We start from the raw sequence: 19,623 nt of genomic DNA, 5'->3' as shown, positions 1-19,623 counted from the left end.
CCGACCGACCGACCGACGAATCACGCGAAGCCCGGACATCCGGGCCCGGAACGCGCTACTCTCCCCGCCCCCGGTCGCCCCGGGTGTCCGTCCGCACACCCAGGGCAACCGGAGAGCCGGGCTCGACGGCGGTCCTCAGAGCTGCCGCAGCAGCATCCCCGGCTGCTCCACACAGTCCGCGACGAACCGCAGGAAACCGCCCGCCGTCCCGCCGTCGCAGACCCGGTGGTCGAAGGTGAACGACAGCTGGGTCACCTCGCGGACCGCCAACTCCCCCTGGTGTACCCAGGGTTTGGCGACGATCCGACCGACCCCGAGCATCGCCGCCTCCGGGTGGTTGAGGATCGGGGTCGAGCCGTCCACGCCGAACACCCCGTAGTTGTTCAACGTGAAGGTGCCGCCGGTCAGTTCGGCCGGGGTGAGCGCGCCGCTGCGCGCCGCCTCGGTCAACCGGCCCAGCTCCTCGCCGAGTTGCCCGGTGCTGCGGTTCTGCGCGTCCCGCACCACCGGGACGACCAGTCCGCGCTCGCCCTGCGCGGCGAAGCCCAGGTGCACCGCCGAGTGCCGGACGATGCCCGAACCATCCCCGGTCACCGAGGAGTTCAGCTCCGGGAAGCGCGCCAGGGCGACGGTGCAGATCCGCGCCAGCAGCGCCAGCACGCTCACCTTCGGCCCCGGCGTGGCGTTCAACTGCCGCCGCAGCGCCATGAGTTCGGTGGCGTCGGCGTCCACCCAGCAGGTCGCCGCCGGGATCTCCCGGTGGCTGCGGCTCAGCTTCTCGGCCACCGCCTTGCGCAGCCCGCGCAGCGGGACCACGCCGTCCTGCCCGGCGGGCCCGGCCGGCGCCGGAGCGGCCACCTTGGCCGCGACCGCCCGTTCGACGTCCGCGCGCATGATCAGTCCGTCCGGGCCGCTCCCGGTGAGCGCGGCCAGGTCGACCCCCTGCTCCCGGGCCAGTCGCCGCACCAGCGGCGAGATCACCGGCACCACCGCCGGCCCGGCCGGGACGACCGGAGCCCGCACGGCCACGGCACCGGCGGCGACCACGGCCGAGGCCGAGGCCGGTGCCCCGACCCGGCGCCGCCGCCCGCCCCGGCCCGGCTCGGCGACCCCGAACCCGACCAACGGCCGTTCCACCTCGGCAGACCCGGAGGCGGCGGCAGGCGCAGCGGCAGAGCCCGGCCCCGCCGCATCCTCCGGCCCGCTCCCCGCCGCCGGCGCCACCGCGACCGTCACCAGCGGCGCGCCCACGGCGATCTCCTCGCCCACCTCGCCGTACCGCGCGGTGACCACCCCGCCGTACGGGCAGGGCACCTCCACCACGGCTTTGGCGGTCTCCACCTCCACCACCGGCTGGTCGACCGCGATCACCTCGCCGACCTCGACCATCCAGCGCACCACCTCGGCCCCGGTGAGCCCCTCACCGAGATCGGGCAGCCGGAACTCCCGTACGACGGGCATCATCCTCGGTCCTCCCACTGCAGCCGGGCGACCGCGTCCAGGATCCGGTCCACCCCGGGCAGGTGGTGGTGCTCCAGCATCGGCGGCGGGTACGGGACGTCGAAGCCGGTGACCCGTAGCACGGGCGCGGCCAAGTGGTGGAAGCAGCGCTCGGTGACCCGGGCGGCGATCTCCGCGCCGGTGCCGCCGAAGCCGCTCGCCTCGTGCACCACCACGGCCCGGCCGAGCGAGCGCACCACCCGGCAGACCGTCTCGTCGTCGAACGGCACCAGGGTGCGCAGGTCCAGCACCGCGAGGTCCCGGCCCTCGGCCTGCGCCGCCTCCGCCGCCGCCAGGCAGACCGGCAGCGAGGGGCCGTAGGTGATCAGCACGGCGGAGGTGCCGGTACGCCGCAGCACCGCCCGGCCGATCGGCTCGACGGGCGCGTCCGGGTCGAACTCGGCCTTGCCCCAGTAGAGCCGCTTGGGCTCCAGGAACACCACCGGGTCGTCGGAGGCGATCGAGGCGCGCAGCAGCCCGTACGCGTCGGCCACCGTCCCCGGGGTGACCACGTGCAGGCCTGGGGTGCTGGTGTAGTAGGCCTCGGAGGCGTCGCTGTGGTGCTCGACGCCGCCGATGCCCCCGCCGTACGGGATGCGGACGGTGATCGGCAGCGGGAGCCGGCCCGCCGTGCGGTTGCGCATCTTGGCGACGTGCGAGAACAGCTGCTCCAGCGCCGGGTAGGCGAAGGCGTCGAACTGCATCTCGACGACCGGGCGCAGCCCGTACATCGCCATGCCGATCGCGGTGCCGAGGATGCCGGCCTCGGCCAGCGGGGTGTCCAGGCAGCGCTCCGGTCCGAACTCGGCGGTGAGCCCGTCGGTGATCCGGAAGACCCCGCCGAGCGCGCCGACGTCCTCGCCGAGCACGTGCACCGCCGGGTCCTCGCGCATGGCTTCCCGCAGCGCGGAGTTGAGCGCCTGCGCCATCGAGGCGGTGCGGACATCAGAGGGGCGCCGCGCAGAGGCTCCGCCAAGGGTGGGGGTGGGCGACGGGTGGGCCGTGCTCATCGGTCCGCCACCTCCGCCTCGGCGGCCAGCTCGGCGGCCAACTGGGCGGCCTGCTCGCGCAGTTGCGGGGTCGGCTCGGCGTAGACGTGGGCGAACAGCGACATCGGGTCCAGCTCCGGGTCGGTGTGGAACTCCGCCCGCATCCGGGCCGCCAGCGCCTCCGCCTCATCGGCCGCCTCCCGCACCAGGCGGTCGTCCAGCACGCCGAGTCCGCGCAGCGCCCGCTCCATCAGCAGGATCGGGTCGTGCTCGCGCCAGGCGGCCACCTCGGGCTCGGTGCGGTAGCGGGTGGCGTCGTCGGCGTTGGTGTGGGCGTCGATCCGATAGGTCAGCGCCTCGACCAGGGTCGGGCCGCCGCCGGCCCGGGCCCGCTCCACCGCCTCGGTCAGCACCGAGTGCACGGCGGGCGCGTCGTTGCCGTCCACCAGCCGACCCGGCATCCCGTAGCCGACGGCCTTGTGGGCCAGGCTCGGCGCGGCGGACTGGGCGCTGAGCGGCACGGAGATCGCGTAGCCGTTGTTCTGCACCAGGAAGACCACCGGGGCGTCCAGCACGGCCGCGAAGTTCAGCGCCTCGTGGAAGTCGCCCTCGCTGGTGCCGCCGTCGCCGAGCATCGCCAGCGCGACCACCGGCTCGCCGCGCAGCCGGGCGGCGTGCGCCAGCCCGACGGCGTGCGGGGCCTGGGTGGCGAGCGGGGTGCAGAGCGGGGCGGTGCGGCTGGCCCGCGGGTCGTAGCCGGTGTGGGCGCTGCCGCGCAGCAGGGTCAGCGCCTCCAGCGGGTCGACGCCCCGGGAGACCACGGCGAGGGTGTCGCGGTAGCTGGGGAAGAGCCAGTCGTGCTCGCCGAGCACCAGCGCGGCGGCGACCTGGCAGGCCTCCTGGCCGGTGGACGCCGGGTAGACGGCGAGCCGGCCCTGCTTGGTCAGGGTGGTGGCCTGCTGGTTGTACCGGCGGCCGACGACCAGGCGGCGGTACAGCTCGCGCAGCAGGGCGGGGTCGTACTTCTCCAGCGCGGGGGTGCCGATCGCCCGGACGGGGGAGGGGTCCGGGAGGAGGGGTGCCGGATCGGTGCGCGGGGCGGTGGCCCCGGGCAGCCAACCGGGTACACCCGCGTGGTGTCTGTGGTCGAGAACGGTCATCTCGGGGCACCTCCAGGGGTTGCGGGGGCTCCCTACCGATTGTTCGGTCGTCTGTTCATCTTGACCAGAAGCGTGACAAGGTGGTGGACATTCGGCCTGTACGGCGGTCGACTGGTGGCAGTGCGTCCAATCGGTGGGGGTGGGGGGTCATGTCGGCTGAACAGATGTCCAGACTCGACCGGGTCGACCGGTCGATCCTGCGGCTGCTGCAGCAGGACGGTCGCGCCTCCATCCGCTCGGTGGCCGAGCGGGTGCACGTGTCCCGGGCCAACGCGTACGCCCGGATCTCCAGGATGGTCGAGGACGGCATCATCCGCGGCTTCACCGCCAGGGTGGACCACGAACGGGCCGGTCAGGCCGCGTCGGCGTACGTCACCCTGAAAATCGTCCAGAACTCCTGGCGGACGGTGCGCGAGCAGCTGCTGGAGCTGCCCGGGGTGGCACACATCGCGCTGGTCGGCGGGGACTTCGACGTCCTGCTGCTGGTGCACACCGCCGACAACAAGGCCCTGCGGGAGCTGGTGCTGGGCAGCATCCAGTCCATCCCGCAGGTGCTCGGCACCCGCACCATGCTGGTCTTCGAGGAGACCGACCAGGTGCCGCCGCTCTGAGGAGGGCTCCGCCTCATGGGCGGGGCCCGGGCCCGGGGGAAGGACCGGTCAGCGCGCCCGCAGCCCGTCGAAGGCCAGGTGGACCACCGCGTCCGCGACCCCGTCGGCGGCCTTGAGCCCCGGCCGGTACCACTCCACGATCGAGTTGATCATCCCGAACAGCAGCCGGGTGGCCAGCCGCGGCTCCACGTCCGCGCGCAGCGCGCCGTCCGCGACCGCCGCCCGCAGCAGCTCGGCGACCTGGTGGTCGAAGTCCCGCCGGCGCTCCAGCGCCCACTGCTCGGTGGCCGTGTTGCCGCGCACCCGCAGCAGCAGCGTCACGTACGGCAGCTCGTCCAGCAGCACCTCGGCGGTGCGGCGCACCACGTGCTCCAGCCGCTCCACCGCCGGGCCCGCGACCGCCTCGGGCTCGGCCAGGATCGCGAACAGCCCGTCCAGTGCCCGGCCGACCGCCAGCCGCAGCAGCTCCTCCTTGCCGCGCACGTGGTGGTAGATGGAGGACTTGGAGATCCCGGCCGCCCGGGACAGGTCCTCCATCGAGGTGCCGTCGTAGCCGCGCTCGTTGAACACGTCGACGGTCACCGCGAGCAGTGACTCCACGGTGTAGGCGGTGCGCGTGGTGTGATCGGCCATCCTCCGAGTATCCCCGGCCGTCACCCCCGTCACGCGAGCGGGTCCGACTGGTCCACACCAACCAAGGGACGCCGACGGGGTCAGGCCCTAGACTCTGCGGACGATCCGTCCACGTCCAAGGCTGGGGACATGAACGCAATACCGGCAGTCGCCTCCGACGTGCCAGAGAAGCGCAGCGAGGAGCCGGAGGGACCCGCGCGCACCTGGCAGGAGCGCGGCCGGGCCCTGGTGGTCCGCTTCGGACCGGCGGTGTGGTGCTACGCGGTGCTGAAGCTGATCGGCTTCACCGTCTTCATGAAGCTGCTCTCCTTCTCCGGGGAGTACGCCAAGAAGCCGGCCCGGTTCGGCGGCGGCGCCAACCCCTGGGACGTGGTGGCCACCTGGGACGGCTGGTGGTACCAGCAGGTGGCTCGGTTCGGCTACCACCCGGCGCTCGTCCCGATACCGAACGGCCCGGTCGGCTTCAGCGTCGAGCAGAACTCGGCCGCGTTCTTCCCGCTCTACCCCGGCCTGATGCGGATGACCTCGGACGTCACCGGCCTCGGCCTGTACGGCGCCGGGATGCTGGTCTCGGTGGTGGCCTCGCTGTTCGCCGCGGCCGGCATCTACGCCGTGGTGGAGAAGCTGACCGGCGACGCCCGCTCCGGTGTGATCGCGGCCGGCATCTGGGCGATCGCCCCGGGTTCCGGCGCCGAGTGGGCGGTCTACTCGGACTCCCTCTTCGTCGCGCTGGCCGCCTGGGCCTGCTACTGCGTGATGACGAAGCAGTGGGTCGCGGCCGGGGTGATCACCCTGGTCGCCGGGCTCAACCGGCCGACCTCCGCGGCGCTGATCGGCGCGGTCGGCCTGGCCGCGCTGGTCGAGCTGTACCGCCGCGGGAGCGGCGTCCTGCGCCCGCTGGCCGCGATGCTGCTGGCCCCGCTCGGCCTGCTCGGCTACGTGGGCTGGGTGGGCTGGCGGACCGGCGAGTGGGGCGGCTACTTCCGGCTGCAGCACGACGCCTGGCTGCACTACTTCGACTGGGGCCAGGGCACCTGGCACGCGATCCGCGGGGTGCTGCTGGGCCGCAGCGACTACCCCTTCGCCTTCCCGATACCGGACCTGTTCGCCACCCTGATCGTGCTCAGCCTGCCGATGCTGATCGTGCTGCTGGTCCGGCTGCGCCCGCCGCTGGTGCTGACCGCCTACACGCTGGCCACGATCGTCTCGGTGCTCGGCAGCCTGGGCATCTTCGGCAACGTCTCCCGCTACCTGCTGCCCGCGTTCCCGCTGTTCATCGCGCTGGCGGTGGGGATGCGCAAGCTGAGCCTGCCGGTGCTGGCCACCGTCCTGGGCACCGGCGCGGTCGCCTCCGGCTGGTACGCCGGGTACGTCATCTTCGAGCTGGGCGTGCCGTAGACCCGGACCACCCGAGCCCCCGGGGGCGCGTCCGCCACGGACGCGCCCCCGCGCGTTTCCCGGTGGATTCCTCCCACCACACCCTCGTGGCCCGACCGATCGTTCGGTTACTCTGTGACGTGTCCCGTCCTGCTTTCCGAGGCCCTCCGAGGAGCGCACAGATGTCCGCAGCGGTCACCCACCCCCTCGTCAGCGAGCTGGTCGAGCGCCACCAGGCCACCCTGGACGCCGCGCTCGCCGCCGCCGCCGAGCGCGACTACTGGTCGCCCTACCCCGAGTTCCCCAAGGCGTACGGCGAGAGCGGGCCGGCGGACGGCAAGGCCGCCTTCGACGCCCTGCTCGGCAAGCCCTTCACCCTCGAAGGCCACCCCACCGACGGCGACCAGGTCGGCGGCGAGGCCTCCCCGTACGGCGTCGAGCTGGGCATCACCTACCCGCACGCCGACCCGGACGCGCTGATCGCCGCGCTCACCGCCGCCCGCCCCGGCTGGGCCGCCGCGACCCCGCTGGAGCGCGCCGCCGTCTGCCTGGAGATCCTGCACCGGATCAACGCCCGCTCCCACGAGTTCGCCCAGGCCGTCATGCACACCACCGGCCAGGCCTACGGCATGGCCTTCCAGGCCGGCGGCCCGCACGCCCAGGACCGCGGCCTGGAGGCGGTCGCCTACGCGTACGCCGAGCAGACCCGGCTGCCGAAGCAGGCCGGCTGGACCAAGCCGCAGGGCAAGCGCGACCCGCTGGTGATGACCAAGGAGTTCACCGTCGTCCCGCGCGGCCTCGCGCTGCTGATCGGCTGCAACACCTTCCCCACCTGGAACGGCTACCCGGGCCTGTTCGCCTCGCTGGCCACCGGCAACCCCGTCCTGGTCAAGCCGCACCCGCGGGCCGTCCTGCCGCTCGCGCTGACCGTCGCCGTCGCCCGCGAGGTGCTCGCCGAGGCCGGCTTCGACCCGAACCTGGTCGTCCTGGCCGCCGAGCACGAGGGCGGCACCGTCGCCGCCGCCCTCGCGGTCCGCCCCGAGGTCAGGCTGATCGACTACACCGGCTCCACCTCCTTCGGCGACTGGCTGGAGGAGCACGCCAGGCAGGCGCAGGTGTACACCGAGAAGGCCGGCGTGAACGCCGTCGTCATCGACTCCACCGACGACTACAAGGGCATGCTGGGCAACCTCGCCTTCGCGCTCTCCCTCTACAGCGGCCAGATGTGCACCACCCCGCAGAACGTGCTGATCCCGCGCGGCGGCATCGCCACCGACCAGGGCGACAAGTCCTACGACCAGGTGGTCACCGACCTGGCCGGCGCCATCGAGGGCCTGCTCTCCGACGACGCCCGCGCCGCGGCGATCCTCGGCGCCGTGGTCAACCCCGGGGTGCTCCAGCGCTCGGCCGCCGCGGCCGGCGGCGAGTACGGCGAACTCGCCCTCGCCCCGCGTGCGGTGACCTCCCCGGACTTCCCCGGCGCGACCGTCCGCACCCCCGCGCTGGTCAAGCTGGACGCCGACAAGCCGGACGACCGCGCGGTCTTCCGCAGCGAGTGCTTCGGCCCGGTCTCCTTCGCCGTCGCCGTCGAATCCACCGCCGCCGCCGTCGAGTTGCTGCGCACCACGGTCCGCGAGAAGGGCGCCATGACGGCCTCCGGCTACACCACCTCGCCCGAGGTGGAGGCGCTGCTGGTCGAGGCCGCGCTGGACTCCGGCGTCTCGCTCTCGCTCAACCTGACCGGCGGCGTCTTCCCCAACCAGACCGCCGCCTTCTCCGACCTGCACGGCACCGGGGCCAACCCGGCCGCCAACTCGGCCTACTGCGACGGCGCGTTCGTCGCCAACCGGTTCCGCACGGTGGAGATCCGCCGGCACGCCTGAGCCGTTCACCCCCGTCACCGGGCCCCGGCGGTCACCCACCGCCGGGGCCCGGCGGTTCACAGCTCCGACGGCGCCCGCGATGATGGAGGCTGGGAGAACGCCGGGAACGGCGTACGACCGCCCTCCGAACAACGGGAGCTGATACATGGCCGTGAAGCCGACGACCGAAACCGACGTCCTGATCGTCGGCGCCGGACCGACCGGACTGCTGCTGGCCGGCGACCTCGCCGCCGCCGGAGTCGGCGTCACGGTACTGGAGAAGCGGGCCGCCGAGTCCAACCTCACCCGGGCCTTCGCCGTGCACGCCCGCAGCCTGGAGCTGCTGGACGCCCGGGGCCTGGCCGAGGAGCTGATCGCCACCGGCCGCCCGCTCGCCGAGCTGAGGATGTTCGACCGCTTCGGCATCGACCTCGCCGCGCTGCCCACCCGCTTCCCGTTCGTGCTGATCACCCCGCAGTACAACGTCGAACGGCTGCTGCTGGACCGCGCCGAGAAGGCCGGCGCGACCGTCCTGCGCGGCGCCGAGGTCACCGGGCTGCGCCAGGACGCCGAGGGCGTGACCCTGGAGACCAGGGACGGGCAGAGCCACCGCGCCGCGTACGCGGTCGCCACCGACGGCGTCCACTCCACCGTCCGCGACCTGCTGGGCATCCCCTTCCCCGGGGAGTCGGTGGTCGACTCGGTGGTGCTGGCCGACGTCCGGCTGGACCGCGAGCCCGCCCAGGCGATCACCGTCGGCGCCAACCAGGCCGGCTTCGCCTTCATCGCCCCGTTCGGCGACGGCTGGTTCCGGATCATCGCCTGGGACCGCGAGGAGCGGTACCCGGACGGCACCACCCCCTCCGCCGAGCAGCTCACCGCCCTCGTCCGGGCCATCCTCGGCGAGGACTACGGCCTGCACGAGGTGCGCTGGAGCTCCACCTTCCACAGCGACGAGCGGCAGGCCCCCAACTACCGCTCCGGCCGGGTCTTCCTGGCCGGCGACGCCGCGCACTGCCACTCCCCGGCCGGCGGCCAGGGCATGAACACCGGCCTCCAGGACGCCGCCAACCTCTCCTGGAAGCTCGCCGCGGCACTCCGGGGCCACGCCACCGACGCCCTCCTGGACACCTACCAGACCGAGCGGCACCCGGTCGGCAAGACGGTGCTGCGCACCTCCGGCGCGCTGATCCGGCTGGCCCTCGCCGAGTCCGCCCCCACCCGCGCCCTGCGCGGCGCGCTCACCGCGCTGGGCGGCCACCTCGACCCGGTCACCGAGCGCGGCGCCCGGCTGGTCTCCGGCATCGGCATCTCCTACCCCGCGCCCAAGGACGCCCACCCGCAGGTCGGCAAGCGCGTCCCGGACCTGCGGCTGACCGCCCTGAGCAAGCCCGCCGAGGGCGCCCCGGCCGCGCCCGAGCGGCTCTACGAGGCGCTGCGCGCCGGGACGTTCGTTCTGGTCAGCAATGACGAGCTGGCCGCCGCCGAGCCCTGGGCCGACCGCATGGTCTCCGCCGCCCCCGCCGACCCGCACGGCAAGCTGCGCGACACCGTCCTGCTGATCCGCCCGGACGGCTACGTCGCCTGGGCCGCCGTCGACCCCGGCCAGGGCGAGCTGCGCGCCGCCCTCACCGACTGGCTCGGCGCCCCGGCCTGACCACCCCCGGGCGGGCCCGCGACCACCGCGCGCCCGCCCGGCCCGTCGTTCGCCGGCCGCTCAGCCCCGGGCCTTCACATAGTGCCGCGCCGCCTTCGCCCGGTTCCCGCACACCGCCATCCGGCACCACCGCCGGCGGCCGTTCTGCGAGGTGTCGAAGAAGTACAGGACGCACGCCTCGTGCGCGCACTGCTTGATCCGCTGGGCGCCCCGGTCCAGCAGGTCCAGGAAGTCGTCCGCCGCCAGCCAGGAGGCCAGCCACTCGGGCCGGTCCACCTCGACGTGCGCGGTCGGCCCCTGCGGGCCGAGCTCCCGGCGCAGCCGCCCGTGGCCCAGCACACCGTTCAGCCGGGCCACCGCCTCCGGCCCCAACTGCCCCTGCCCGCCCAGCTCCTGGACGGCCTCGGCGATCACCTCACGGGTCTCCCGCAGGGCCGCGAGCCCCGACCCGGCGGCCCGGCAGCGGTCCGCGAGGCCGGCCGAGGAGAGCCAGATCGCGTAGCCGTCCGGTTCGGCGAGCAGGTCGTTGACGGGCGTTCCGGCCCAGCGCGTGTTGAGCAGGTCCAGTGCGAGCGGCTCACCGATCAGCGGTCGCGGGTCCCTCGGGTCCGGCTGCACGTCAGTCATCGCTCTCCCTCGGATCGGTCCGATTCTACGTCCGCCCCTTCCGCCCGGACTGGTCTGGACCGGCCCCGGAACCACGGTCATTCACTGTATGGAACCGCCGAGTTGGGGGCCCTCCACAGTTGACTGTTTTTTAGCAACGAATTGCCCGGCCATGAGCCAATTCGCACACGGGTTCTGTCATGTTCGAGCCAGCGTTCTCGACCCCCCTGAACGCCTGGTCCCTTGCCGGCCCCCCACAGCCGGCTGGAGGAGGATCCGTTGCGTCCCCGCTCCCTTGCCCTCGCCGCGGCGATAGCCGTGCTGCCGCTGACCGCCGTCTCGCTCGGTGTCTCCACCGCGCAGGCCGCCACTCCCAACGCCTCCCCGCGCGTCGCCCTGCCGAACACCGTGAACCCGGCGGTGGCCCACTCGGAGAAGAAGGGTGACGTCCCGGCCGCGCAGCAGATCTCGGTGTCCGTCAGCCTGAAGCTGCGCGACACCGACGCCCTGGACCGCTTCCTGACCGCCGTCACCACCCCGGGCGCCCCGGAGTACGGCCACTACCTGACGCCGGAGCAGTTCACCGCGCGGTTCGGCCCGACCCAGGCCGCCGTCGACCAGGTCCGGACGTACCTGGCCCAGCAGGGCCTGACCGTCTCCGACGTGAGCGCCAACCGCCAGGTGGTCAACGCCCGCGGCACCGCCGCCCAGGTCTCCCAGGCCTTCGGGACGCACGAGAGCGCGTACCTCGACCCGCAGCTCCAGCGCGCCTTCTTCGCCAACGACGCGGCCGCCTCGATCCCGTCCGACCTGGCCTCCGTGGTCCAGGGCGTCAGCGGCCTGGACAACCACGCGGTGCGCAAGAACCGCCTGGCCACCCCGAACTCGGTCACCCCGAACACGGCGAGCGCGAGCCCGAGCGGCATGGCCCCGGCCCAGTACACCGGCGCGTACAACCTCAACAAGACCGGCGCGGACGGCACCGGCACCACGGTCGCGCTGTGGGAGTTCGACGGCTACCAGTCCTCGAACCTGACCACCTACGACTCCCAGTACGGCCTGTCCGGCCCGGCCGTCTCCACCGTCTCGGTGGACGGCGCCAACTACGACTCCGCCCCCGGCCAGGGCCAGGGCGAGGTCGAGCTGGACAGCGAGATCGTCCGCGGCGCGGCGCCCAAGGCCACCCAGCTGGTCTACGAGGCGCCCAACAGCGACCAGGGCGAGATCGACATGGCCAACAAGATCGTGACCGACAACAGGGTCTCGGTGGTCTCGATCTCCTGGGGCTCCTGCGAGCCGGACACCACCGCCGCCTCGATGACCGCGGTCGACAACGCCTTCAAGCAGGCCGCCGCCCAGGGCATCTCGATCTTCTCCGCCTCCGGCGACGACGGCTCCCGCGACTGCACCCGCTCCACCAGCGGCTCCGGCGTGAAGGCGGTCGACTTCCCGGCCTCCAGCCCGCACCAGACCGGCGTCGGCGGTACCAACCTCAAGGTCTCCAGCGGCAACGCCTACTCCTCGGAGAGCGCCTGGAGCACCGCCGGCGGCGGCGTCTCCACCGTGTTCGCCAAGCCGAGCTGGCAGACCGGCACCGGCGTCAGCGGCACCATGCGCACCGTCCCGGACGTCTCCTCCAACGCCGACCCGCAGAGCGGCTTCGCGATCTACACCGCCGGCGCCTGGCAGGTCTACGGCGGCACCAGCGCGGCCGCGCCGCTCTGGTCCGGCTACGCGGCCCAGTTCAACCAGAAGGCCAAGGCCGCCGGCCAGGCCGTCCTCGGCGAGGCGAGCCCGCGGCTGTACTCGGTGGCCAACGGCAGCGGCTACGGCAGCACCTTCCACGATGTGACCACCGGCGCCAACCAGGACTTCTCCGCCAAGGCCGGCTACGACCAGGTCACCGGCTGGGGCTCCCCGGTCGCCGACGCGCTGACCACCGCCCTGCTCGGCGGCGGCACCACCCCGCCGTCCGGCGGCTGCACCGCCGCCCAGCTGGTCGCCAACGGCGGCTTCGAGAGCGGCACCGCCTCCCCGTGGACCGCCTCCAGCGGCGTGGTCAGCAACAGCTCCTCCGAGGCCGCCCACTCGGGCAGCTGGAAGGCCTGGCTGGACGGCTACGGCTCGGCCCACACCGACACCCTGTCGCAGACCGTCTCGATCCCGGCCGGCTGCGCCTCCGCCAAGCTGACCTTCTGGCTGCACGTCGACACCGCGGAGACCGGCACCACCGCGTACGACAAGCTGACCGTCCAGGCCAACAGCACCACGCTGGCGACCTACTCCAACGTGGACGCCGCCGCCGGCTACGTCCAGCGCACCCTGGACCTGACCTCCTTCGCGGGCCAGACCGTGACCGTCAAGTTCACCGGCACCGAGGACTCCTCGCTGCAGACCAGCTTCGTGATCGACGACGTCGCGCTGAACGTCGGCTGACCACCGGCCGCACCACCCGATCCCCGCCGGGGCGGAGCCGTCAGGGCCCGCCCCGGCGGTGTCCGTCCCGGGCCCTGCCGGAGCCGTCCGCCGGCCCGGTCGGGCCCCGGTCAGCGGCCCGTGTTTCCGGACTGTTTCAAGATCGATAACCCTTCGGTCCACCTGCCGTGACCACTGTCATACGCACGACTGATGACGTAGCCTCTCGACCGTGCATAGGGTTCCCCAAAGCTCGGTGAAGCCGCTGGCGGCGCGCCCCGGCGCCGACCCGGTCCCGCCGAACTCACCTGGTGGGGAGGGTCACCGTATGGCCGCACAGCAACCTCAGGACGCCGCGCGGCTGCGGCTGGTCGGATCGCACACGGAGCGCCCGGGCCCGCCCGGCCCGACTCCCGCCACCCCCGGACCGCCCCCCGGCCGGCTCGCCCCGGTCGGCGGCTTCGCGGACACCCTCCACCTGGCGATCGAGGCCAGCGGCCTCAGCCTGGACCGCATCCGCGCCGCCCTCGCCGGGCGCGGCGTCAGGGTCAGCGTGACGACCCTGAGCTACTGGCGGCGCGGCCGCAGCCAGCCCGAGCGGGCCAGCTCGCTGCGCGCCGTCCACCTGCTGGAGGAGCTGCTCGGGCTGCCGCACAGCGCGCTCTCCTCGCTGCTCGGCCCGCCGCGCCCGCGCGGCCGCTGGGCCGCCGCGGCCAACACCTGCCACCTCGGGCTGGAGGACGTCTGGCCGGGCGAGCAGGAGATCGCCAACATCTTCGCCGAGCTCAACGCCCCGCCGGCCGGCGAGCTGGAGCGCCTGAGCATCCACGACTCCTACTACGTGGACGCCGAGCGGCGCGGCAACCTGCTGCGGATGCGCCAGGTGGTGCGCGCCACGGTCGGCGGCGTCGGCCGCTGCCTGGTGGTGCACATGGCCGACGAGGAGGCGGCCGGCTGCCCGGAGATCACCGCGGTGCGGCACGGCCGGCTGGGCCGGGTGCGCCGCCGCCCGGAGGCCGGGCTGATCGTCGGCGAGCTGATGCTGGACCGCCCGCTCGGCCTCGGCGACAGCACGGTCTTCGAGTACGAGGTGGAGATCCCGCCCGGCGGCCCGACCACGGAGTACAGCCGCCGCTTCGCCACCCCGGTGCGCGAGTACGTGCTCCAGGTGCACTTCGACCCGGCGGCCGTCCCGGCGCACTGCGAGCGCTACGACCGCGAGCCGGGGGCCGACGTCGACCACCGCCGCGAGCAGCTGTGGATCGGCGCCTCGGCGAGCGCCCACGTCCTGGCCCCGGACCAGCAGCCGGGCCACATCGGCATCCGCTGGGAGTGGGCGTAGCCCTTCCGCTCCTTCGAGACCCGCCGGACCTCACGGTCCGGCGGGTCTTTCGCATGCCCGCCCGAAGACCTGACCCTTCCGGCTCCCTCCACTGGTTGACGCTGCATCACCTAACTCCTACTCTCGTGAATACCGGTTAGGCGGCTGCCTCACCGGCAGCCGAAGCCTCCGGGAGTGACCAGGCATGTCCAGCACCGCCCAGCTCCGCACCCTGCAGACCGGCCACGTGGGCCTGAACGTCACCGACCTGGCCCGCTCGATCGCCTTCTACCGCGCCGTGTTCGGCCTCGACGTCACCGCCGAGGGCACCGACCCCGAGCGCCGCTACGCCTTCCTCGGCTGCGACGGCCGCCTGGTGGTGACGCTCTGGCAGCAGAGCGCGGGCCGCTTCGCCCCCGGCAACCCCGGCCTGCACCACCTCTCCTTCGAGGTCGAGAGCCTCGACGAGGTCCGCGCCACCGAGCGGCTGCTGCGCCAACTCGGCGCCGAGTTCGCCTACGACGGCGTCGTCCCGCACAGCGAGGGCTCGGCCTCCGGCGGCATCTTCTTCACCGACCCGGACGGCATCCGGCTGGAGGTCTACACCCGCACCGGCGTGGCCGGTGCCGCGGCCGCCACCCCCACCGCCACCGCCCCGACCTGCGGGTTCTTCTAGGAACCGGGCCCGGCCATGACCACCACCAGCACGCCGTACCACCCCGGCGAGCGGGCCGCCCAGGCCCGGGCCGGCCGGACCGAGCGGGCCGACCACGCCGGCCGGTCGATCCGCCGCACCGTCCCGGCGGTCGCCGCCCGCTTCCTGACCGAGCGCCGGATGCTGGTCCTCGGCGCCGCCGACCGGGACGGCCGGGTCTGGGCCACCCAGCTGGCCGGCCCGGCGGGCTTCCTCACCGCCCCGGACGAACGCACCATGGCCGTCGCCGCCCTCCCGGCCGGGGCCGATCCCCTGGCCGAGGCACTGGCCGGCCCCGCCCGGGTCGGCACGATCGCGCTGGACCCGGCCGGCCGGCGCCGGATGCGGCTCAACGGCCGCTCCGTCCCGGACGGCCGGGGCGGGCTGCGAGTGCACGCCGACGAGGTGGTCGCCAACTGCCCGAAGTACATCCAGCGCCGCACCCCGACGGACCGCCCGGCCGCCGGCCCGCCCCGTACGGTCGCCGCCGGCCTCGTACTGACCACCGCCCAGCGACTGGCGGCGGCCACCGCGGACACCTTCTTCATCGCCAGCACCGGCCCGGACGGCAGCGTGGACGCCTCCCACCGCGGCGGCTTCCCCGGCTTCCTGGAGCCGGTGGCGCCGGACCGGCTGCGCTGGCCCGAGTACCCGGGCAACAGCATGTTCCTGACGCTCGGGAACCTGGAGCTGGACCCGCGGGCCGGCCTGCTGCTGCCCGACTGGGAGACCGGCGGGGCGCTGCTCGTCACCGGCGAGGCCCGCACCGACTGGTCCGAGGAGGCCCGGCAGGGCGTCCCGGGCGCCGAGCGGATGGTCGAACTGACCGTCACCGGCGTGCTCGAACTGGCCGACGCCACCCCGCTGACCTGGACCGACCCGGAGTACTCGCCCGCCATCCCGCGCTGACCCCGCCTCACCTCTCCTAAGCCCTCCCACCGACCCACGCCACGCCCGGGAGCCGAACGGGTCTCACCCGTTCGGCCTAACCCACCGTGACTCATCGCGCCCGCTTTGGGACTTTGGTCCGGATAACACGCGGAATAGTCCGGGAAAGAGGCGGAGCATGACCCTGACCGACCCCCTGTCCCCGCTCATCGAGTTCGACGACGTCGAACCGGCGGAGGACTGCATATGCGGGGGCTGCAACGCCCGCCGGCGAGCACGGCTGCACGCCGCGCCCGTCCACGAGGGCGGACACGCCTCCGCCCGCAGCGTCCGCCGACGGGCCGCCGTCCTGATGGCCGCCGTGGGCACCGCACTGGGCGGCGGAGCGGCCACCGCCGGCACCGCCGCCGCGGCCCCCGCACCCGGCCCCACCCCGGGCGGCAACAGCAGCAGCCAGTCCCAGACCCCCCAGGGCGAGGTCAGCGGCCTCTACGGCCAGGCCCCCGGCGCCCGTACCTTCGCCGCGCCGCGCGCCGCCGCGGCGCCGCTCACCCGGGCCCAGATCATCCAGCGCGCCCAGACCTGGGTCGACCAGGGCGTGCCGTACAGCATGAGCCGCTACTGGTCGGACGGCTACCGCCAGGACTGCTCCGGCTTCGTCTCGATGGCCTGGGGCCTGGGCAGCAGTCAGACCACCTGGACACTGCCCAACTTCGCCGAACGGATCGGCAAGAACGACCTCCAGCCCGGCGACGTCCTCATCTACAACAACCCGGCCAACCCCCAGGTCGGCTCGCACGTCACGATCTTCGGCGGCTGGGCCGACTCCTCCCGCACCAAGTACGTCGCCTACGAGCAGACCGGCCCCTCCGCCAAGAAGCGCTCCACCCCGTACGCGTACTGGAACAACTCCGGCTCCTACGTCCCGTACCGCTACACCGGCCTGTCCTCCGGCAGCAACGACGGCGGCGGCACCTCCTCCACCGCCTTCCCCGGGGCCGACAAGTTCGGCCCCGGCGCCAACAACGCGTCCGTCACCAGGCTCGGCCAGCTGCTGGTGCAGCGCGGCGGCGCCGGGTTCTACTCCGAGGGCCCCGGCCCGCGCTGGGGCGAGGCCGACCGCAAGGCCACCCAGGCCTTCCAACAGGCCCAGGGCTGGCGCGGCGCCGAGGCCGACGGCATCCCCGGCAAGGACACCTGGGACTACCTGGTCAACGGCAAGGGCCGCAACATCGGCGGCGGGGGAGGCACCCCGCTGCCGCCTCCGCCGCCGCCCGTCACCGGGGGCTCCGCCTTCCCCGGCGCGCAGTACTTCGGGCCCGGCCAGAGCAACGACCACATCCGGCAGCTCGGCGAGCAGCTGGTCCGCAAGGGCTTCGGCGGCTCGTACAGCGTCGGCCCGGGACCGCGCTGGACGGAGAGCGACCGCCGGGCCGTCCAGGCCTTCCAGCAGGCCCAGGGCTGGCGCGGCAGCGAGGCCGACGGCTACCCGGGCCCCGACACCTGGCGCCGGCTCTTCTCCTGACGCCCCCTCCGAGGCGCGGTGCCCACCCGGGCGCCGCGCCTCAGCGCTTCCCCGACATCCAGTGGAACAGGCCCATCCCGACGCTGGTCGCCAGGTTGAAGCTGGACACCCCGGGCCGCATCGGCACCGCCACCAACCGGTCGGCGCGGTCCTTGAGTTCCGCCGACACACCGTGCCGCTCCGTCCCGAAGGCGAGCAGCGCGTCGTCCGGGAACGGCACGTCCCGGATGTCCGCGCCCTCCGGGTCCAGCACGTACAGCGGCCCGTCCGGCAGCTCCGGCAGGGCCAGCCGCTCCACCGCGGTCGCGAAGTGCAGCCCGGCGCTCCCCCGCAGCACGTTCGGGTGCCACGGATCCAGGTCCCCGGTGGTCACCACCCCGGTGGCACCGAAGCCCGCCGCGAGCCGGATCACCGCCCCGACGTTCCCCAGGTTGCGCGGGTTCTCCAACAGCACCACCGGCGCCCGGCGCGGCAGCCGGCCCAGCACCGCCCGGTTCGCCTCGACCCCGGGCCGCACCGCCAGCGCGACCACCCCGGTCGGGTGCAGCCGCGGCACCAGCCCCCGCAGCGCCGCCTCCGGCAGCTCCACCGCGAGCCCCTCCAGCGCCGGCACGACGTCCGGCGCCAACTCACCCGCCAGCGCCAGCAGCGCGCCCCGGTCCGCGGTCAGCACCCGCCGCACCTCGCCGCCGAACCGCAGCGCGTGCTTCAGCGCGTGGAAGCCGTCCAGCAGCACCGCCCCCGGCTCCCGCTCGGCCGCCCGCCACGCCCGCACCAGCCCGTCCTCGTCCGTCCTGTTCACTCCGCCATCATCTCCCCCGGGCGCCCCGCCGCGGCGATCACCTCGTCGAAACCGAGCGCCCGCCCCGGCGGGCCGTCCGTCGTGGCGGCCAGGCCGGCCAGCGCGAGGTCCAGGTGCCGGTGGACCAGCGAGCCGTCCGCGTCCAGCGCCGCCAGGGCGCCCGGCAGCGGACGGGACACCCGGACGCAGAGCAGCACCAGGTCCCCCATCCCGACGTCGGGGCGCAGCCGCCCGGCCTCCCGCGCGGCGCGCAGCAGATCCTCGACGGCCTCCACGGTGCCCCGCCGGACCGCCACCAGCTCCTCGTCCACCACCAGGCGCTCCAGCAGCACCACGATCGCCGCCCCCATCCGCAGATCGGCGGCGGCGTGCACGAAGCGGCGCAGCGCCTGCCAGGGGTCCGCCTCGACGCGCCGCGCCTCCCGCGCGGCCTCGCCGAGCCGGGCCAGCAGGTCGGTGACCAGCGCGCGGACCAGCGCCTCCCGGTCCGGGAAGCGCCGGTAGAGCGTGCCCGGGCCGACCCCGGCCCGCCGCACCACCGCGTCCAACGGGGCGTCCGGGCCCCGCTCCAGGAACACCTCGCAGGCGGCGTCCAGGATCCTGCGCCGGCTGCGTTCCGCGTCGGCCCTCATCCACCACTCCCTAACCGGAGAAAATCTCTCCCCCTATGCTAGCGTCACCAGAAGCGGAGAAAAACTCTCCGCCTCTCCCGGAGGAGCGCCACCATGCCGACCAGCCTCACCATCCGCACCGAGATCGACGGCACCCCCCACCCCCGCGAGGCCGTCCTCGCCTGGGAACTCGACCGCGCCCGCGCCGCCCTGCACCTCCTCAAGCAGCGCCTCGGCGACACCCGCACCCGCGAACTCCTCACCCCCGACACCACCGCCGCCGACACCGCCCTGACCACCTGGGCCCAGGCCTCCGCCGGCCACTGGCGCACCGCCGTCACCGAACTCACCGCCACCGGCATCGACGCCCGGACCTTCCTCACCTGGTGGCAGACCCGCCTCCACTCCGGCGACCGCACCGCCCTCCTCGCCGCCAACCCCGAGCACTACCTCGCCGACTCCACCGGCGACCGGGTCGAGATCATCGAAACCCTCGGCACCACCCCGACCCGCTTCTTCCTCCACTTCCACGACACCCCCGGCAACGCCACCTTCCCCGTCCGCATCGGCGGCACCGGCACCCTCGCCGACGGCACCGAAGTCCTCCACGTCATGCACGAGTTCGCCGACACCCCCGACGGCCTCCGCATCCGCCTCACCGTCCAGTTCCCCGAAGCCGCCCCCGACCTCCTCCCCATCGGCCACCAGTGGCACTTCGCCTGCGAGTTCACCAACTGGCTCCAAGCCGCCCACGCCGCCTGACACCCACGCACCCGTCACGCCCCTCAGCACCCTCCCCCCACCCCCAGCGGGCGCGCCCACCCACTCCCGCACCAGGGCCCCCACCCCCACCCCCACCCACCCGCCCCTCCCCTCTGGCGAGAGGGACGCGCTGCGGGAGGGGGTGGCGCAGGGGGTGGCCGCGGAGAGGGGCGTGACGGGTGATTTTCAGACTGCCAACGGTCTGAACGC

Annotated in this window: 17 protein-coding genes; 10 read left to right on the top strand and 7 right to left on the bottom strand. The window is 74.1% G+C overall.

What is annotated here, in order from left to right; translation table 11 throughout:
* Positions 1-135: 135 nt before the first annotated feature.
* From ACFVU7_RS31250 to pdhA, 3 genes are all read right to left on the bottom strand, one after another.
* A complete protein-coding gene (locus ACFVU7_RS31250) occupies positions 136-1,461 on the bottom strand; it encodes a dihydrolipoamide acetyltransferase family protein (protein WP_388048575.1) in 1,326 nt (441 codons plus the stop codon).
* Positions 1,461-2,429 carry an alpha-ketoacid dehydrogenase subunit beta gene (locus tag ACFVU7_RS31245; RefSeq protein WP_388048573.1) on the bottom strand — a complete coding sequence of 323 codons (969 nt, stop codon included), beginning with the start codon at positions 2,427-2,429 and terminating at the stop codon, positions 1,461-1,463. Before ACFVU7_RS31245 ends, ACFVU7_RS31250 begins: the two co-directional genes overlap by 1 nt.
* Before the next feature lie 77 nt (positions 2,430-2,506).
* Positions 2,507-3,649 (bottom strand): pyruvate dehydrogenase (acetyl-transferring) E1 component subunit alpha, encoded by a 1,143-nt coding sequence (gene pdhA, locus ACFVU7_RS31240; RefSeq protein WP_049652804.1) that lies wholly within the window; start codon positions 3,647-3,649, stop codon positions 2,507-2,509.
* A 149-nt stretch (positions 3,650-3,798) separates the two neighbouring features.
* On the opposite strand from pdhA, the gene ACFVU7_RS31235 reads away from it, so the two are divergent.
* Complete coding sequence (locus tag ACFVU7_RS31235; protein ID WP_049652805.1) at positions 3,799-4,260, top strand: Lrp/AsnC family transcriptional regulator; 462 nt, start codon at positions 3,799-3,801, stop codon at positions 4,258-4,260.
* 48 nt (positions 4,261-4,308) lie between these two features.
* Here ACFVU7_RS31235 and ACFVU7_RS31230 read toward each other — a convergent pair whose 3' ends face one another.
* Positions 4,309-4,893: a TetR/AcrR family transcriptional regulator gene (locus tag ACFVU7_RS31230; RefSeq protein ID WP_049652808.1), complete on the bottom strand. Its 585-nt coding sequence runs from the start codon at positions 4,891-4,893 to the stop codon at positions 4,309-4,311.
* Positions 4,894-5,022: 129 nt separating this feature from the next.
* Here ACFVU7_RS31230 and ACFVU7_RS31225 point away from each other — a divergent pair, with 129 nt between their 5' ends.
* The 3 genes from ACFVU7_RS31225 to ACFVU7_RS31215 all read left to right on the top strand — a co-directional run bounded on the left by ACFVU7_RS31225 (position 5,023) and on the right by ACFVU7_RS31215 (position 9,789).
* Positions 5,023-6,291 (top strand): hypothetical protein, encoded by a 1,269-nt coding sequence (locus ACFVU7_RS31225; RefSeq protein WP_388048444.1) that lies wholly within the window; start codon positions 5,023-5,025, stop codon positions 6,289-6,291.
* Between the two features lie 161 nt (positions 6,292-6,452).
* Positions 6,453-8,153: a phenylacetic acid degradation protein PaaN gene (paaN, locus tag ACFVU7_RS31220; RefSeq protein ID WP_388048442.1), complete on the top strand. Its 1,701-nt coding sequence runs from the start codon at positions 6,453-6,455 to the stop codon at positions 8,151-8,153.
* Between the two features lie 145 nt (positions 8,154-8,298).
* Complete coding sequence (locus ACFVU7_RS31215) at positions 8,299-9,789, top strand: FAD-dependent monooxygenase (RefSeq protein ID WP_049652814.1); 1,491 nt, start codon at positions 8,299-8,301, stop codon at positions 9,787-9,789.
* A 60-nt stretch (positions 9,790-9,849) separates the two neighbouring features.
* Here ACFVU7_RS31215 and ACFVU7_RS31210 read toward each other — a convergent pair whose 3' ends face one another.
* Positions 9,850-10,416, bottom strand: coding sequence for a CGNR zinc finger domain-containing protein (locus ACFVU7_RS31210; protein WP_074001964.1), 567 nt, complete (start codon positions 10,414-10,416; stop codon positions 9,850-9,852).
* 258 nt (positions 10,417-10,674) lie between these two features.
* On the opposite strand from ACFVU7_RS31210, the gene ACFVU7_RS31205 reads away from it, so the two are divergent.
* From ACFVU7_RS31205 to ACFVU7_RS31185, 5 genes are all read left to right on the top strand, one after another.
* Positions 10,675-12,831 (top strand): protease pro-enzyme activation domain-containing protein, encoded by a 2,157-nt coding sequence (locus ACFVU7_RS31205; protein ID WP_082345817.1) that lies wholly within the window; start codon positions 10,675-10,677, stop codon positions 12,829-12,831.
* 307 nt (positions 12,832-13,138) lie between these two features.
* The gene (locus tag ACFVU7_RS31200; protein ID WP_388048440.1) at positions 13,139-14,152 is read left to right on the top strand and encodes an XRE family transcriptional regulator; all 1,014 of its coding nucleotides are present in this window, start codon (positions 13,139-13,141) and stop codon (positions 14,150-14,152) included.
* 184 nt (positions 14,153-14,336) lie between these two features.
* Positions 14,337-14,807 (top strand): VOC family protein, encoded by a 471-nt coding sequence (locus tag ACFVU7_RS31195; protein WP_388048438.1) that lies wholly within the window; start codon positions 14,337-14,339, stop codon positions 14,805-14,807.
* A 15-nt stretch (positions 14,808-14,822) separates the two neighbouring features.
* Positions 14,823-15,734 (top strand): pyridoxamine 5'-phosphate oxidase family protein, encoded by a 912-nt coding sequence (locus ACFVU7_RS31190; protein ID WP_388048437.1) that lies wholly within the window; start codon positions 14,823-14,825, stop codon positions 15,732-15,734.
* Positions 15,735-15,891: 157 nt separating this feature from the next.
* Complete coding sequence (locus ACFVU7_RS31185) at positions 15,892-17,238, top strand: peptidoglycan-binding protein (RefSeq protein WP_388048435.1); 1,347 nt, start codon at positions 15,892-15,894, stop codon at positions 17,236-17,238.
* Positions 17,239-17,278: 40 nt separating this feature from the next.
* Here ACFVU7_RS31185 and ACFVU7_RS31180 read toward each other — a convergent pair whose 3' ends face one another.
* Both ACFVU7_RS31180 and ACFVU7_RS31175 read right to left on the bottom strand, forming a co-directional pair.
* Positions 17,279-18,040 carry a TrmH family RNA methyltransferase gene (locus tag ACFVU7_RS31180; RefSeq protein WP_380740683.1) on the bottom strand — a complete coding sequence of 254 codons (762 nt, stop codon included), beginning with the start codon at positions 18,038-18,040 and terminating at the stop codon, positions 17,279-17,281.
* Positions 18,037-18,672, bottom strand: a complete 636-nt coding sequence (locus ACFVU7_RS31175) for a TetR family transcriptional regulator (RefSeq protein WP_388048434.1) — start codon at positions 18,670-18,672, stop codon at positions 18,037-18,039. The genes ACFVU7_RS31180 and ACFVU7_RS31175 overlap by 4 nt, the downstream gene beginning before the upstream one ends.
* 93 nt (positions 18,673-18,765) lie before the next feature.
* Here ACFVU7_RS31175 and ACFVU7_RS31170 point away from each other — a divergent pair, with 93 nt between their 5' ends.
* Positions 18,766-19,413, top strand: coding sequence for a hypothetical protein (locus ACFVU7_RS31170; protein WP_388048432.1), 648 nt, complete (start codon positions 18,766-18,768; stop codon positions 19,411-19,413).
* Positions 19,414-19,623: the final 210 nt, after the last annotated feature.

It is taken from the genome of Kitasatospora sp. NPDC058046 (assembly GCF_042885595.1).
Lineage (GTDB): Bacteria > Actinomycetota > Actinomycetes > Streptomycetales > Streptomycetaceae > Kitasatospora.
The sequence above is the reverse complement of the archived record's forward strand: the minus strand, read 5'-3'. Positions and strand labels throughout refer to the sequence as shown.